This window comes from Caballeronia sordidicola, assembly GCF_002220365.1.
Lineage (GTDB): Bacteria > Pseudomonadota > Gammaproteobacteria > Burkholderiales > Burkholderiaceae > Caballeronia > Caballeronia sordidicola_C.
The window spans coordinates 51,836-67,060 of record NZ_MTHB01000305.1 but is presented as its reverse complement, the minus strand read 5'-3'; the positions used below and the strand labels follow the sequence as shown (position 1 = coordinate 67,060).

Genomic DNA, 15,225 nt, shown 5'->3' with positions numbered 1-15,225 from the left:
TTTCATGACCAAGGCGATTTCCATTGCGCTGATCGTAGGCGGCGTCGTGCTGCTGTATTTCGGCGGCCAGTCATTCCATTCGCTGAGCAACGACGTCTCGCGTTTCTTCACCGGCTCGCCCACGAACAAGACGATCTGGTTGATCGCGGGCGGCATGGTCGCCATGCTGGCCGGGTTGATCGGCCTGGCGGTCCCGGGCAAGCGCTGACGCGTCCAGGCCCAGGCGTCAAATAAGGGGCACGTCTTCCATCGACGCCGACCGCGTACCCGGCAACGGCAAGTTGCTGGCGCCACGAAAGGTGTAGACCAGCGAGAATTTCACCTGATCGGTGAGATTCTTGCCGGCCGAATGCAGCGTGTTGCAGTGGAAGAACACGACGTCGCCGGCATTGAGTTTCGGCGATACCGCGCTGCGAATCAGCACTTCGTTCTCGGGCAGATCGGAACGAAAGAACTTGGCTTTATCGAAACGTTCGGACGTGAACGGCAATTTGTGCGACATCGGCACGAACCACAAGGCGCCGTTTTCGACCGTCTCGTTACCCAGCGCAACCCACGCCGACACCAAATCGTCTCGCTCGAAGTTCCAATAACGCACGTCGCGGTGCCAGCCGGTCAGGCTGCCGTAAGCGGGATGTTTCGTCATCACGCAGTTGTGATGAGCGCGAGAAAGCGTCGGCGTCTCGCCGAAATACACCTCCATCCAGCCGCGCACATCGGGCGACGTGGCCCAAGCGGCGAAACGCGGATCGCGCCCGTATGCATCGAGCAAGCGTCGCACGGTGTGTCCACCGGGCGCATCTTTCGAATTCGGCGCGCCGGGGTATTGCAGGTCGACTTCGAACTCCACCGGTGCCGCCGCTTCCACCAACTGCTGCCGCGCCACGCCACGCATGGCTTCGCAGCGCTCCGGCGTGAGCAGGCCAGGCACCACCACATAGCCGTTCTCACGCAACGCGCGGACTTGTTCCAACTTCGATTGATTCGGCATATCGACTCACAGGGAAAGCATCTGGCCGGCTGGCTTCATCAGGCAACCATCCTGTAAGGAAACCGGCTAATTAGGGCGAATACATCAATTGTAAATCGCCCGGGCCGTCCAGCGCTTCGTCCTGCGGGTTTCGGGCCATCGAACATTTGCTTGAACCCCCGTTCGGGAAAATGCCGACTTCCGGCAGTAACATTTCTTCTATAACCTGCCGTCGTGCATTGAGAGAGCCCATCGAAAATCCCTTTCGATGAAAATCTATTAAATAAGTGCGCGCTTCAAGCTCGCAACTTTTATTGTGTTCAATCGATCAAACTGTTGAACGCTTTTTTTGATCCGACTAATGTCGGGTTGCAGCCATTGCGAACCCGAGCCTGTGAAATCCATGAATATCCATTTCACGAATCGTCTTACCCGTGCCGCCGTCCGCGCTGCACGTCCTGCCGGACGCAGCGTTGTTCGGGCCTTACGCCATCATTCCGCACGCACTCAATTGCTCGCGGGACAATTCAGGAATACCCATCCTGTCGATGGCATTCGCTCTTGGTTTCACGGATTTTTTTCGAATCTGCGATTAAGGGCGGCATCGCGACAGGCCGCATTTAAAGCGCTATTGCGCAAACCTACGCAATTGCACGCGCCCGTCGCTAAATTGAAATTGGCACCCGGAGTCATTAATACGACGAGCCGTCGTCCGCGCAGGCTTTCAACTAGCGACGGATGGTTTGCGTTTGCTGCCCGCTGAATATTCCTGAAGACGCAAAGCTGAAATCCGGCCCCGCTTTCTTTATGCGTGCGCTGTTCGCCGCCATCATCGTTGGATGAAGTTGGCGCGCTGCGCCTGCGGTTGAACCCGCTGAGATAGGGTCGACGCCCTATTGCAGACGATCCGCGACAACGGCGCCGTCACAAAAAAGCCCGCTGAGCGTCACGCTCAGCGGGCTTTTTACCTACTCAAACCAGAAACTCAGGCCGTTTCAACAACCGGTTCCGTACCGGCGGCTTCCGCCAGCAGCAGCGCCTTGTCCGTGGCTTCCCACGAGAATTCCGGCTCTTCGCGGCCAAAGTGACCATACGCTGCCGACTTCTCATAGATAGGACGCAGCAGGTCGAGCATCTGGATGATGCCCTTCGGACGCAGGTCAAAATGCTCGAGCACGAGCTCCTGGATCCTTGCATCCGACACGCGGCCCGTGCCGAACGTGTTGACCATGACCGAAGTCGGACGCGCCACGCCAATTGCGTAGGACACCTGGATCAGGCAACGCGAAGCCAGCCCTGCCGCGACAATGTTCTTCGCGACATACCGGCCAGCATACGCTGCCGAACGGTCGACCTTCGACGGGTCCTTGCCCGAGAACGCGCCGCCGCCATGAGGTGCCGCGCCACCGTATGTGTCGACGATGATCTTGCGACCCGTCAATCCGCAATCGCCTTGCGGACCGCCGATTACAAAACGTCCGGTCGGATTGACCAGGAACTTGATGTCGCCCTTGATCAGCTCTGCCGGCAGGACCGGCTTGATGATCTCTTCGATCACGGCTTCACGCAGCGCCTTCAGTTCAATGTCTGGCGCATGTTGCGTGGAGAGCACGACGGTGTCGATGCTGTGCGCCTTGCCATCCACATAGCGCACGGTCACTTGGGATTTCGCGTCCGGGCGCAGCCAGTTCAAACGGCCGTCGCGACGCATATTCGCCTGGCGCTCGACTAGCCGGTGCGCCAGGTGAATAGGCAGCGGCATCAGCTCGGGCGTTTCGTCGCATGCGTAGCCGAACATCAGCCCTTGGTCGCCGGCGCCCTGATCGAGGTTGTCGTCATGAGCGGCGTCCACGCCTTGCGCAATGTCCCGCGACTGTTTGTCATACGCCACGAGCACCGCGCAACCGCGATAGTCGATGCCGTATTCCGTATTGTCGTAGCCAATACGCTTGATGGTGTCACGCGCGACCTGGATGTAGTCGACGTTCGCCTGCGTGGTGATTTCGCCCGCCAGAACGACAAGACCCGTGTTGCAGAGGGTTTCGGCCGCGACACGCGAATATTTGTCCTGCGCCAGGATGGCGTCGAGGATGGCGTCGGAGATCTGGTCGGCTACCTTGTCCGGGTGGCCTTCAGAGACGGATTCAGAGGTAAAGAAGTAATCGTTTGACACGCTTCAGACTCCATTTGAGTACGGGTAAGTTGCTCACGTAGCCGGCTTCGTCTGGAGTCTGAAGCGGCGACGCTTTAGCGGAAAACATGGTCCGGAAAGCGCCGTTAAACACTTTCCAGCTTCGCCCCGCAAGTTGTCCATTAACTCGGCGAAGGTTTTATTATAGCGGCTTCTCACTTTTGTCACAGAGCCGAACGTTTGCTGCCGATCAAGACATACCCTCACCCGCATCATGCCCGGAACGCTCCCCGGCAAAGTCGAACACCCCTCTTCCGGCCCCTTGGGAGCGTCACATGTTAGGTCGCATTGGCGTCGCCCTCGCAGTGGGCTTCCTGAAACTGCTCGCGCGCATTCCCTACGGCATCACCGCACGTTTCGGCGATGGTCTCGGCTGGCTGCTTTATCAAGTCCCGAGCCACAGAAAACGCATTGTGCATATCAATCTCAGCCTGTGTTTCCCCGAGTGGACATCCGAGCGCCGGGAAGAAGTCGCTCAGAAGCATTTCCGGCACGCGATACGCAGTTACGTGGAGCGCAGCGTGCAATGGTTCGGCTCGGCGGAGAAACTCGCCAAGCTGATTCAGGTGGACAGCGAAGTCGACCTTCTCGATCCGGACATGCCGCCCACTTTGTTGCTCGGTTTTCACTTTGTCGCCATCGAGGCGGCTTCGGTGTGGATCAACTACTCGCTGCACCGAACCTGCGGATCCCTGTATCAGCCGATGTCGAACAAAGCGCTCGACGACATCGCAAAGAAGCAGCGTGGCCGTTTCGACGCCGAAATGGCCAGCCGCGCGGACAGCGCGCGAATCGTGCTGCGCTGGCTGCGTGATCGCAAACCGGTCATGCTAGGAGCCGACATGGACTACGGCATGCGCAATTCCACGTTCGTGCCGTTCTTCGGCGTGCAAGCCTGCACGCTGACAGCGGTTGGCCGCCTGGCCAAGACCGGACATGCGCAAATCATGCCGTTCGTGGGCGAAGTGCTGCCGAACTACAAGGGTTACCGGCTGCGGGTGTTCAAGCCGTGGGACAACTACCCGACCGGCGACGATGCAGCCGACGCCCGCCGCATGAACGCGTTCCTTGAAGATCAGGTCCGGCTGATGCCCGAGCAGTATTACTGGGTGCACAAGCGCTTCAAGACGCGACCGCCGGGCGAACCGGGCTTTTATTGACGGCTAGTAGCAGTCTCCGGGAAACAATGCGCTATTGCTACACAGGATCGGGCTCATCGCCCGTTCGGTCTAGTGGATGCCCTTGCTGCGGGTCACTTACAATAGCGTCATGAAACTCGAATTCACCAAAATGCACGGCGCGGGCAACGACTTTGTCGTGCTCGACGGCTACTCGAAACCGCTCTCGCTGAACGCAGCCCAAGTGCGCGCGCTCGCGGACCGGCATTTCGGCGTCGGCGCGGATCAGTTGCTGCTGGTCGAAAAGCCAGACATTGAAGGCGTTGATTTCAAGTACCGCATCTTCAATTGCGACGGCGGCGAAGTGGAGCATTGCGGCAACGGCGCACGCTGCTTCGTGAAGTTCGTGCGCGACCGGGGCCTCACCAGCAAGACGAGCGTTCGCGTAGAGGTCCATCAAGGCGTGATCGTGCTGACCATGCAGGAGAACGGCGACGTGGTGGCAGACATGGGCCGCCCGGAGTTCGAACCTGCCTTGGTGCCGTTCGACGTGGAAGGTTTGCAAGGCCGCGCCGAAGGCGCCGACACCCTCTGGCCGCTCGCAGTGCACGGTGAAACACGCTGGGTCTCGGTGGTATCAATGGGTAATCCACATGCCGTACAGATCGTGGCCGACGTGGAAAATGCGCCGGTGCTGATCGAAGGACCGGTGATCGAACATCACGCGCGCTTTCCGAATCGAGTAAACGCTGGATTCATGCAGATCGTGAATCGTGGCGCGGCGAAACTGCGCGTTTTCGAACGCGGCGCGGGCGAAACCCTGGCGTGCGGCACGGGCGCATGCGCGGCGGTCGCGGCAGGTATCCGGCGCGGTCTGCTCGACTCGCCGGTGCAGGTCCAGACTCATGGCGGCATGCTGACCATCGCCTGGGATGGCGCGCACAACGCCGCGGCCCCGCTTTTCATGGCCGGCCCCGCCACCACCGTATTCGAAGGCGTGATCGAGCTTGATCCCCAACTCGCTCACGCCGACTGACGTCAGGAACCCGATGCTGCCCGATACTATGAACGAACGTGAAGTCGCCGACTACCTGATCGCCAATCCGGATTTCTTTGCCGAGCATGCCGAGTTGCTGAGCGCGATCCGGCTGTCCAATCCGCATGGCAAGTCCGCGGTGTCGCTGCAGGAGCGTCAGATGCAAATGCTGCGCGACAAGAACAAGCAGATCGAACGCCGGTTGGCCGAACTGCTTCGTTACGGACATGAGAACGACAGCATTGCCGCGAAGTTTCATCGATGGACAATTCGGGTCATGTCCGAGCGCGATCCGCACGCGCTGCCGAAAACCATTCCCGCCGGCCTGTGTGAAATCTTCGAGGTGCCGCAAGCCGCTCTGCGCGTGTGGGATGTCGCAGAACCGTACGCGCAAGCCGAATTCGCGCGAACTACGAGCGAGGAAGTCCGCTCTTTCACGAGCGGCCTGACCACCCCGTATTGCGGGCCGAACACCGGCTTCGAGGCGGCCCAATGGCTGACATCGGCGAGTTCGGTCTCGGTGGCATCGGCTACAACGGATGGTGTCGTCGATACCGCCAACACTACGGAATCCATCGCGCTGCTCGCGCTGCGTGATCCATCGGCCGGCCCCGAAGCGCCCGCGTTCGGCTTGCTGGTCATGGGGTCGCCCGATCCGCGCCGGTTTCACGAAGGCATGGCCACCGACTTCCTTACGCAGATCGGCACGCTTGCCAGCGCCGCGCTCAGCCGCTTGTTGCCCCACTGACATGACCGACGATCCGGTAACCGCCTATCTGTCGATGCTCGAGCACGAGCGGCGGTTATCGGACCACACGTTGCGCGGTTATACGCACGAACTCGACGAGCTGAAGAAGCTGGCCAACGGCCGGGCGCTGGAGTCGTTGACCGCCAGCGACATGCGTGGCGCTGTAGCGCGTGCTCACGGCGGCGGGTTGTCGGCGCGCTCGATTGCGCATCGGTTGTCGGCGTGGCGGGCGTTTTATCGGTGGCTTGCTGAGCAGGTTGAAATGCAGGCCAATCCGGTTGCGACCGTGCGCGCGCCGAAACGCGCGAAGTCCCTGCCCAAGGCGCTTTCCGTCGACGACGCCAACGCGCTGATGGAAGCGCCCCAGGCCGACACGCCCGAAGCGCTGCGGGACCACGCCATACTCGAACTGTTCTATTCGTCCGGCTTGCGGCTCGCCGAACTGGTCGGGCTGGACGTGCGTTTCGTGCAGTCCGAAGGGTATTCCTCGGCCGGCTGGCTCGACCTCGCCAGCACCGAAGTCAATGTGCTGGGCAAGGGAAACCGGCGGCGGTCGGTGCCCGTGGGCAGCAAGGCGATCACCGCGCTGCGCGCGTGGATTGAAGTGCGCGGGCTATTTGTGAAAGACGATCCTCACGCGCTGTTTCTGTCTGTGCGCGGCAACCGGATGTCTCCGAACGTGGTGCGTGATCGGGTAAAACGCATGGCTTTGCTGGCTGGCGTGCCATCCAATGTGCATCCGCACGTCTTGCGGCATTCGTTCGCCACGCACGTGCTGCAATCCAGCGGCGACCTTCGGGCGGTGCAGGAACTGCTCGGCCACGCCAGTATCGCGGCCACGCAGGTTTATACGTCGCTCGATTTCCAGCATCTGGCCCGCGTCTACGACCAAACGCATCCGCGTGCAAAAAAACGCGACTAAGTCTGTAAGGCTGCAAAGCAAGAAGATTCGGGCGCGCCGCTACGCCCAAAAACGTGGCCGACTCACCGTGAAACCGGCGTAACCGGCTCAACCGGCTCAACCGGCGTAACCGCCAGATTCTCTCGCCGCAAACAGAAACAGAAACGCGGCCCGAACCCTCCCAGCCTTTACTTCCCCGTCCAGTCAGCGCTTTCACCGAAGACCCGAATGAACACCATTACGCTGAAACCGGCGAAAGACAAGTCGCTTGTGCGCCGCCATCCGTGGATCTATGCCAACGCGATCGAACATGTGGAAGGCAAGCCCGCGCCCGGTGCAACCGTGCTGATCCGCGCCCACGATGGCCGCTTCCTGGCTCGCGCGTCTTACAGCCCGATCTCGCAAATTCGCGCCCGTGTCTGGAGTTTCGACGAAAGCGAGCCCATCGATCACGCGTTTTTCAAGCGGCGTGTACAGCGGGCGATCGCGCACCGGCAGACAATGGTGCGCGACACCGGCGCCACACGGCTGATTTTCGGCGAAGCGGACGGGCTGCCGGGCTTGATTGTCGATTACTACATCGCGGACGATGAAAGCCAGCGTGGCCAGCTGGTCTGCCAGTTCATGGCAACGGGCGTGGAACACTGGAAAGAGGCGATCGTGCAGGCGCTGATCGGCGCGACAGGCTGCCCCAACGTATACGAACGCTCGGACGTGTCGATCCGGCAGAAGGAAGGGCTCGAACAGATCACTGGCGTGCTGGCCGGCGATCCGCCCCCGGCTACCCTGATCGCGAACGAAGGCGGCGTGCGGTATCACATCGACGTCGAACGGGGCCATAAAACGGGCTTCTACGTCGATCAACGCGACAATCGCGCGCTCGTGCGTCAATACGCCAGCGACCGCGACGTTCTCAACTGCTTCTGCTACACCGGCGGTTTTTCGCTGGCGGCGTTGAAGGGCGGAGCAAAGCGCGTGGTATCGATTGATTCCTCCGGCGACGCGCTGGTCCTCGCCCAGCAAAACGTCACGGCGAATGGTTTCGATGCGCAGTGCGCCGAATGGCTCGACGCCGACGCATTCAAGACCTTGCGCCGCTTGCATGAGCAAGGCGAGCGCTTCGACCTGATCGTGCTCGATCCGCCCAAGTTCGCGCCTTCACGGGAACACGTGGACCGCGCCGCGCGTGCGTACAAGGACATCAACCTGACCGGCTTCAGGCTGTTGCGCCCGGGCGGCCTGCTGTTCACCTACTCGTGCTCGGGCGCTATTGACGCCGATCTGTTCCAGAAGATCGTGGCAGGCGCCGCGGCCGATGCGAAAGTTGACGCGCGTATCCTGAAGCGCCTGGGAGCAGGCGTCGATCACCCGCTTTTAACCGCGTTTCCCGAAGGGGAATATCTGAAAGGCCTATTGTTGCAAATCGCGTGATCGCCCATAGTTGAGCGCTTCGGACAGCGCGCGTTCAGGGGTGCACAGAGCGCCCGCTTGACAAATATGTTTCAATAATCGACCGACCGCATGTTTTCGGGCGATGCGCAGGCGCCACAGACCGCGCCTGCATCCCTAAAACATGCCGCACGATCCTTCGACTTTAAAGAACAGGGCGACCACCATGATTCCCGTTACCATCCTGACCGGCTTTCTGGGCAGCGGCAAAACCACGTTGCTCAAGCGCATCCTGAACGACAAACACGGCATGAAGATCGCCGTGATCGAGAACGAGTTCGGCGAAGAGAATATTGACAACGAGATCCTCGTCCAGGAAACGAACGAGCAGATCATCCAGATGAGCAACGGTTGTATCTGCTGCACGATCCGCGGCGACTTGGCGCGCGCGCTTGAAGACCTCGCCGACCGCAAGAAGGCCGGCACGCTGAACTTCGATCGCGTGGTGATCGAGACAACCGGCTTGGCAAATCCTGGCCCGGTCGCTCAAACGTTCTTCATGGACAACGCCATCGCCGACGAATTCCTGCTCGACGCAATCATCACGCTGGTCGATGCAAAGCACGCCAACCATCAGCTTGACGAGCACGAAGTCGTGCAGCGCCAGGTAGGTTTCGCCGACCGTCTGTTCATCACGAAGTCGGATCTGGTCGACGCTGCCGCACTCGACGCACTCAAGCACCGGTTGGTTCACATGAACCCGCGCGCCGCGATCAAAGTGGTGAACTTCGGCGAAGCGGACATCAAGGAAATCTTCGATCTGCGCGGCTTCAACCTGAACTCGAAGCTCGAAATCGACCCGGATTTCCTGGCGGAAGACGATCACGCGCATGATCACGACCACGCCGGTCACGACCACGCGCACGACGACGATCACGACCACGCCACCTGCGGCCACGATCACAGCCATGACCATGAGCATGGCCACGCGAATCACCACCACGCGCATCACGACGACAAGATCAAGTCGTTTGTATTCCGCAGCGACCGCGCCTTCGATCCCAACCGGCTCGAAGATTTCCTTGGCGGCATCCTGCAGATCTACGGCGAACGCCTGCTGCGATACAAGGGCGTGCTGTATATGAAGGGTGTCGATCGCAAGGTCGTGTTCCAAGGCGTGCATCAGATGATGGGCAGCGATCTTGCAGCGAAATGGCAACCGATCGAAAAGAAGAACAGCAAGATGGTGTTCATTGGCATTGAACTGCCGCAGGATTTGATCATCGACGGGCTGAACGCCTGCCTGGTCTGATCGAAGAAGCTGATTACGCTGAAGAGACCGAAAAACCCGAAGAAACCGGCGAAACGCGAAGCCCTCACATGGCGGCTTTGCGCCGCCGCTCAATGCAACCCTCCGTTTTCGGCACAGTTCTCGCTATTTCTCACCCGAAGCGCAACCATTGCGACGCGCTAGCGAGGCTAAAATCGCTGCGCCTCTGGGAGCCGGCGCTTTTTCGCGATCAACGTCGTTGCAATATGTGTTCACACCCACCAAGAACCATCGCTTTTTAAACGTCAGCGCGTTATATTTTTGAGATAACGAACGAATCGCGCCAGTGTTTTGCTTGGGTGTAGTGCGCATTTGCGATTCAGTTACAATACAGCCCCACTGGAGAAGCCGGTACACCGCCAAGCCTTGACTACAAAGCCCGGCGCAAGTTCTACCGAAAAGAGTCTGAAAAGCGCTCCCGCCGGCGCCGCGAGCAACATGTCACCGTTGTATTGCAAACCTGGCGAGAGAGTGGAAGTGGAAAGTAAGGTGCTGTTCCGAACATCGGACACCGTCGAATCGCTTGAAAATCAGTCCAGACGAATCGGTCTAGATGCAGTGGTCTAGATGAAACTGGCCCCACATGGCGCCATCCAGCGCCGCGAGAGTCGCAGCCCGTTTAGCGTAGTAAGTGCATGCAGTAATTGTTGGCGAGTATCGCCGAAGTGCGGGTAAACCGAACTACGGCGGCGGCGAGCGCGGCGAGCGACCGCGAAGATGGCGAACGACATCGCCCCACATTGAAGAAGCAAGCCAGATGACGACGAAACGATTGTTGACTGAAGACGAAATCCAGAAGATGGCCGACAAGGATTACATGAACGAGGATCAACTCGCGTTCTTCAGGGTCCGACTGGAACAGTTGCAGGCCGACATTCTCAAGAATGCGGGCCAGACGACGGAAAACCTGCGGGAAACCGTCATCGTTCCGGATCCGGCTGATCGCGCGACGATCGAGGAAGAACACGCCCTCGAACTGCGCACGCGCGACCGCGAACGCAAGCTGCTGAAGAAAGTGCAGCAGTCGCTTGCGCGTATCGAGTCCGGCGATTACGGCTGGTGCGAGGAAACGGGCGAGCCGATCGGCATTCCGCGCCTGATCGCGCGCCCGACGGCTACGCTCTCGCTCGAAGCGCAGGAACGACGCGAATTGCGCCAGAAGCTGTTCGGCGACTGATCTGCCGGCACGGCGTGCGCTGCGGCCTGCGCCGCGGCGGGAAACCTGCCGGCCGGGATTTGTATCGAAGAGACTGGAAAGCGCTTGAAAATCCAAAAGGCACACGAAAAATCGTGTGCCTTTTTGTTTTTGCGCACCGTTTTCACCCGGAGAGGCTTATTCCGTAAGCCTGGCGAGGCCAAACGCCGTTGCGCACAAGATGCCGCAAGAAGCGTCTTGATAAATTCCGCCACGCCCTAAAATGAACTGGACGCGCTTTCGTGGCGCGGGCGTGGCTAGAGCCCGTTCGAGCGCAACATTGGAGCGCGCCCGGGCTCCTCACGCTCCCACAGGATTCCCGGCGGCGCGGCGGCACACAGGTCTTCCGGCTGCCGCGCCCACTCCGCTTTCAAAGGAATGCACATGGAACAATTTCACGGCACGACTATTGTCTCCGTACGACGCGGCGACAAGGTCGCCCTCGGTGGCGACGGCCAGGTCACCCTCGGCAATATCGTGATGAAAGGCGGCGCGAAGAAAGTGCGCCGCATCTATGGCGGCAAGGTCCTGGTCGGTTTCGCGGGCGGCACGGCCGACGCGTTTTCGCTCCTCGACCGCTTCGAAGCCAAGCTCGAAAAACACCAGGGCAACCTGACGCGCGCGGCCGTCGAGCTCGCAAAAGACTGGCGCACGGACCGCATGTTGCGCCGGCTGGAAGCCATGCTGATTGCCGCCGACGCGCAAACTACCCTCGTCATCACGGGTAACGGCGACGTGCTCGATCCGGAAAACGGCATTTGCGCGATTGGTTCGGGCGGTGCGTATGCGCAGGCCGCGGCGCAGGCACTCACCGAAAACACCGAACTCTCGCCGCGCGATATCGTCGAAAAGGCCCTGACAATCGCGGGCGACATGTGCATTTACACGAATCACAATCGCGTCATCGAGACGATCGAGTAACACCGTTTTCGCGTATTCGCGAGCACAGGACAAGGACCAACGATGACCACCATGACTCCCGCCGAGATCGTCTCGGAACTCGATAAACACATCATCGGCCAGGGCCGCGCGAAAAAAGCGGTCGCTGTGGCGCTGCGCAACCGGTGGCGCCGCCAGCAGGTCGCCGAACCGCTGCGCCAGGAAATCACCCCGAAGAACATCTTGATGATCGGACCGACCGGCGTCGGCAAGACGGAAATCGCGCGGCGTCTGGCGAAGCTCGCCGACGCGCCGTTCATCAAGATCGAAGCAACGAAGTTCACCGAGGTCGGCTACGTGGGTCGCGATGTGGACAGCATCGTGCGTGACCTGATCGAAATTTCGATCAAGCAGACGCGTGAATCCGAGATGCGCAAGGTACGTTCGCGTGCAATCGACCGCGCCGAGGACCGGATCCTGGACATCCTGCTGCCAAGCGCGCGGCCAGCGGCGGGTTTCGGCACGGCCGAGTTGCAGGACGACAGCGCGAACAGCACGCGCCAGACGTTCCGCAAGCGCCTGCGCGAAGGTCTGCTCGACGACAAGGAAGTGGAGATCGACATCGAAGCGCCGCAGCCAAGCATGGACATCATGGGGCCGCCGGGCATGGAGGAAATGACCGACCAGATCCGTTCCATGTTTGCGAATATCGGCGGCGGCAAGAAGACGCAGCGCAAGGTGAAGGTCAAGGACGCGCTGAAGATGCTCACCGACGAAGAAGCCGGCAAGCTGCTCAACGACGACGAGGTCAAGACCAAGGCCATTCAGAATGTCGAGCAGAACGGCATCGTGTTCCTGGACGAGATCGACAAGATCGCTTCGCGTAGTGAGACGGGTGGCGCGGAAGTGTCGCGGGCCGGTGTGCAGCGCGACTTGCTGCCGCTCGTGGAAGGCACGACCATCAATACGAAATACGGGATGATCAAGACCGATCACATCCTGTTTATCGCCAGTGGTGCATTCCATCTGGCCAAGCCGAGCGATCTGATTCCCGAACTGCAAGGGCGTTTTCCGATTCGCGTCGAGCTGGATTCGCTGTCCGTGGAGGATTTCGAGTCCATTCTGAATACGACCGACGCCAGTCTTGTGAAGCAGTACACGGCACTCCTGGCAACGGAAGACGTCGAGCTGGATTTCAGCACGGACGGTATTCGCCGGATGGCCGAGATTGCGTTTTCGGTGAACGAGAAGACCGAAAATATCGGTGCGCGGCGGCTTTATACCGTGATCGAAAAGTTGCTTGAGGAAGTGTCGTTCGCGGCGGGCAATCACACGGGTCATCCGGTGAGGATCGACGCCGCTTACGTCGATAAAGCGCTGAACGATGTAGCCGAAGACGAGGATTTGTCGCGCTACGTGCTGTAACGGAATCCAGCAGGCGATCCAGTCAGGAAAGGGCGGCTCCCAATTTCAGTCACTCGCTGAATTTGGGAGCCGCCCTTTTACGTTCTGGATAACGTTTATTGCCGCACGGGTTTCTTCGCCAGCTTGCGCTGCAATGTCCGCCGATGCATGTTCAACGCTCGCGCCGTGGCTGAAATATTGCCGCTGTTCTCGGCCAGCACGCGCTGGATATGCTCCCACTCCAGCCGCGCGACCGACAGCAGCGCCGGGTGCTCGATAGCTTCTTCGGCCGTCTGCTCGCTGGCCTCCTCCTGCAGCGCGGACAGGATTGTCTCCACGTTCGCCGGCTTGGCCAGATAGTTATCGGCGCCGTCTTTCACGGCCTGAACCGCCGTCGCGATACTCGCATAACCCGTCAGCACGAGAATCCGTGCATCGGGCTGAAGATCGCGCAAGGGCGCGACAAGCGTCAACCCGGAATCGTTGCCGAGGTGCAGGTCGACGGTGATCTGGCTGAACTTCTGCGTGTTCGCCAATCTCAACGCCGTCGCCGCGTCGTGTGCCTGATGCGGCGTATAGCCGCGCCGCGTCAGACCGCGCGCGAGGATACCCGAGAAAACTTCATCGTCGTCGATGACCAAAAAATTTGTATCGCTCATGCTCTTTTCTCCGTAGTGACGGAAGCGGCGACGCCGCCGCGGCCCGTCCTTGCTGCTTTTTCCCGCGATTCGGGGGCGCTTGTGTCGGCGAGACGCAGGATGGCGTGCGTACCGTGCGGGCTGGCTGGCGTGAGCTCGATCGACCCGCCAAGCCGCGTTGCCGCTGAGAATGCCAGATACAAGCCGACACCGTGGCCGCCTTGCGTACTGTCGACGGGCATCGCGCCGAGCGAACCCCGCAATGCCGCTGGAATGCCAGGGCCTTGATCGCGGACATCGAATTGAATCACGGGTTCGCCAAGATGCCGGCTCGCCGACGTCATCAGCGTCACCGAATCGCTGCTGGCCCGCGCCGCATTATCCAGCAGAATGGTCAGTATTTGCCCTACCGCGACGGGATCGCTGAGAAACAGCCCCGCGCGCTTGTGCTCCTCGGCTTCATGTTCCGCTTCATGTTCCGCTTCATGTTCCGCTTCAACCAGCTCGAAACGCACGTGCGGATGGCGCAGCCGCCATTGTTCAACGAACCCATGCAGCCAGTCATCCAGTGGTTGCCTCGGCGCAGGCCCGGTCGCGCGGCTGCGCAGGCGCGCGAGGGCGGACGTGCACAGTGTCATTTGCTGCTCGAGGAGTTCGATATCGGCGCAATAGGGAGCGAGATGCGGGTCGCGACGAGCGGAGTCGCGTAACTCCTCGCTGAGCATCGCGATGGTCGACAGCGGCGTGCCGATTTCGTGTGCGACCGTTGCGGCCTGGACACCCAGCGCCACGGCACGCTCGTCGCGCAGAAGCCGCTCCTGGGCATCGGCCAGCGCAAAATCCCGCGCTCGCAGCGCGCGAGACATCCGCGCCACGAACCAGCCGATCAACCCCACGCTGACCATGAAGTTCACCCACAGCCCAATGCGGAAATATTCGAACAAATTCAGCGGATCTTCCATGTTCAGCGGCACGTAGCTGACCGTCAGCAGTGAATAACAGACGACCGCGAACAACGCGAGCCAGATTGTGAGACGCCACGGCAGCACGGCAGCGGCGATCGCCAACGAAGGCAGGTAGAGCGTGACAAACGGATTCGTGGCGCCGCCGCTCAGGAACAGCAGCGCAGACAGCGCGCCGAGATCCACCCAGAGCTGCCCGAACAGTTCCAGATTCGTTTCAGGCTGCGCGCGCGCAACGCGTACCCATGTCAGTGCGTTGAACAATACCTCCAGCGCGACGATCGTCAGCATGGCCGCTAAGGGGAGATGCGCACCGTAAAAGGCTTGTACGACGGCAATGGTCACCAATTGACCGATGATCGCAAGGCTGCGAAGCCAAAACAGGTGACCGAGATTGACGCGGCCTGTGTTCGTTATTCGATGCATCGCGGTGAATTTCACCTCAAATTTCAGATTAGTCTAAT

General features: G+C 60.2%; 15 protein-coding genes. 11 read left to right on the top strand and 4 right to left on the bottom strand.

The features are described 5' to 3' along the window. The first annotated feature begins 4 nt into the window (after nt 1–4). A complete protein-coding gene (locus tag BSU04_RS44515; RefSeq protein WP_089166524.1) occupies nt 5–208 on the top strand; it encodes a DUF3185 family protein in 204 nt (67 codons plus the stop codon). Nucleotides 209–226: 18 nt separating this feature from the next. Here the strand turns inward: BSU04_RS44515 and BSU04_RS44510 are convergent, their stop codons facing one another. Then, a complete protein-coding gene (locus BSU04_RS44510) occupies nt 227–991 on the bottom strand; it encodes a phytanoyl-CoA dioxygenase family protein (protein WP_089166523.1) in 765 nt (254 codons plus the stop codon). Between the two features lie 382 nt (nt 992–1,373). Between BSU04_RS44510 and BSU04_RS48465 the strand changes: the two genes are divergently transcribed. Continuing rightward, on the top strand, nt 1,374–1,733 hold the full coding sequence (locus BSU04_RS48465; protein ID WP_256983958.1) for a hypothetical protein: 360 nt from the start codon (nt 1,374–1,376) through the stop codon (nt 1,731–1,733). Nucleotides 1,734–1,955: 222 nt separating this feature from the next. On the opposite strand, the gene metK is transcribed toward BSU04_RS48465, so the two are convergent. Further along, nucleotides 1,956–3,143, bottom strand: coding sequence for a methionine adenosyltransferase (metK, locus tag BSU04_RS44500; protein ID WP_089166522.1), 1,188 nt, complete (start codon nt 3,141–3,143; stop codon nt 1,956–1,958). 293 nt (nt 3,144–3,436) lie between these two features. On the opposite strand from metK, the gene BSU04_RS44495 reads away from it, so the two are divergent. From BSU04_RS44495 to hslU, 9 genes are all read left to right on the top strand, one after another. Further along, entirely contained in the window at nt 3,437–4,321 is an 885-nt protein-coding gene (locus BSU04_RS44495) for a lipid A biosynthesis lauroyl acyltransferase (protein ID WP_089166521.1), read from the top strand. Nucleotides 4,322–4,430: 109 nt separating this feature from the next. Next, nucleotides 4,431–5,315, top strand: a complete 885-nt coding sequence (gene dapF / locus BSU04_RS44490) for a diaminopimelate epimerase (RefSeq protein ID WP_089166612.1) — start codon at nt 4,431–4,433, stop codon at nt 5,313–5,315. Between the two features lie 28 nt (nt 5,316–5,343). Next, on the top strand, nt 5,344–6,063 hold the full coding sequence (locus BSU04_RS44485) for a DUF484 family protein (protein WP_089166613.1): 720 nt from the start codon (nt 5,344–5,346) through the stop codon (nt 6,061–6,063). A gap of 1 nt (nt 6,064) precedes the next feature. Beyond that, entirely contained in the window at nt 6,065–6,985 is a 921-nt protein-coding gene (xerC, locus tag BSU04_RS44480) for a tyrosine recombinase XerC (protein WP_089166520.1), read from the top strand. 207 nt (nt 6,986–7,192) lie between these two features. After that, nucleotides 7,193–8,395 carry a class I SAM-dependent rRNA methyltransferase gene (locus BSU04_RS44475; protein ID WP_089166519.1) on the top strand — a complete coding sequence of 401 codons (1,203 nt, stop codon included), beginning with the start codon at nt 7,193–7,195 and terminating at the stop codon, nt 8,393–8,395. Nucleotides 8,396–8,579: 184 nt separating this feature from the next. Then, a complete protein-coding gene (locus BSU04_RS44470; RefSeq protein ID WP_089166518.1) occupies nt 8,580–9,665 on the top strand; it encodes a CobW family GTP-binding protein in 1,086 nt (361 codons plus the stop codon). Between the two features lie 775 nt (nt 9,666–10,440). Then, a complete protein-coding gene (gene dksA, locus BSU04_RS44465; protein WP_089166517.1) occupies nt 10,441–10,860 on the top strand; it encodes an RNA polymerase-binding protein DksA in 420 nt (139 codons plus the stop codon). 402 nt (nt 10,861–11,262) lie between these two features. After that, nucleotides 11,263–11,799 carry an ATP-dependent protease subunit HslV gene (gene hslV, locus BSU04_RS44460; RefSeq protein WP_089166516.1) on the top strand — a complete coding sequence of 179 codons (537 nt, stop codon included), beginning with the start codon at nt 11,263–11,265 and terminating at the stop codon, nt 11,797–11,799. 42 nt (nt 11,800–11,841) lie between these two features. Beyond that, nucleotides 11,842–13,182 carry an ATP-dependent protease ATPase subunit HslU gene (gene hslU, locus BSU04_RS44455; protein WP_089166515.1) on the top strand — a complete coding sequence of 447 codons (1,341 nt, stop codon included), beginning with the start codon at nt 11,842–11,844 and terminating at the stop codon, nt 13,180–13,182. Between the two features lie 95 nt (nt 13,183–13,277). Here hslU and BSU04_RS44450 read toward each other — a convergent pair whose 3' ends face one another. Both BSU04_RS44450 and BSU04_RS44445 read right to left on the bottom strand, forming a co-directional pair. Beyond that, a complete protein-coding gene (locus BSU04_RS44450; RefSeq protein ID WP_089166514.1) occupies nt 13,278–13,820 on the bottom strand; it encodes a response regulator transcription factor in 543 nt (180 codons plus the stop codon). Further along, nucleotides 13,817–15,187 carry an ATP-binding protein gene (locus BSU04_RS44445; RefSeq protein ID WP_089166611.1) on the bottom strand — a complete coding sequence of 457 codons (1,371 nt, stop codon included), beginning with the start codon at nt 15,185–15,187 and terminating at the stop codon, nt 13,817–13,819. Before BSU04_RS44445 ends, BSU04_RS44450 begins: the two co-directional genes overlap by 4 nt. Between the last annotated feature and the right edge of the window lie 38 nt (nt 15,188–15,225).

Coding starts and splice junctions, on each gene's coding strand:
- BSU04_RS48465 (WP_256983958.1), top strand. CDS start 1,374: ATGAATATCCATTTCACGAATCGTCTTACCCGTGCCGCCGTCCGCGCT.
- xerC (WP_089166520.1), top strand. CDS start 6,065: ATGACCGACGATCCGGTAACCGCCTATCTGTCGATGCTCGAGCACGAG.
- hslV (WP_089166516.1), top strand. CDS start 11,263: ATGGAACAATTTCACGGCACGACTATTGTCTCCGTACGACGCGGCGAC.
- BSU04_RS44470 (WP_089166518.1), top strand. CDS start 8,580: ATGATTCCCGTTACCATCCTGACCGGCTTTCTGGGCAGCGGCAAAACC.
- hslU (WP_089166515.1), top strand. CDS start 11,842: ATGACCACCATGACTCCCGCCGAGATCGTCTCGGAACTCGATAAACAC.
- dapF (WP_089166612.1), top strand. CDS start 4,431: ATGAAACTCGAATTCACCAAAATGCACGGCGCGGGCAACGACTTTGTC.
- BSU04_RS44515 (WP_089166524.1), top strand. CDS start 5: ATGACCAAGGCGATTTCCATTGCGCTGATCGTAGGCGGCGTCGTGCTG.
- BSU04_RS44475 (WP_089166519.1), top strand. CDS start 7,193: ATGAACACCATTACGCTGAAACCGGCGAAAGACAAGTCGCTTGTGCGC.
- BSU04_RS44510 (WP_089166523.1), bottom strand. CDS start 991: ATGCCGAATCAATCGAAGTTGGAACAAGTCCGCGCGTTGCGTGAGAAC.
- BSU04_RS44450 (WP_089166514.1), bottom strand. CDS start 13,820: ATGAGCGATACAAATTTTTTGGTCATCGACGACGATGAAGTTTTCTCG.
- BSU04_RS44495 (WP_089166521.1), top strand. CDS start 3,437: ATGTTAGGTCGCATTGGCGTCGCCCTCGCAGTGGGCTTCCTGAAACTG.
- BSU04_RS44445 (WP_089166611.1), bottom strand. CDS start 15,187: ATGCATCGAATAACGAACACAGGCCGCGTCAATCTCGGTCACCTGTTT.
- BSU04_RS44485 (WP_089166613.1), top strand. CDS start 5,344: ATGAACGAACGTGAAGTCGCCGACTACCTGATCGCCAATCCGGATTTC.
- dksA (WP_089166517.1), top strand. CDS start 10,441: ATGACGACGAAACGATTGTTGACTGAAGACGAAATCCAGAAGATGGCC.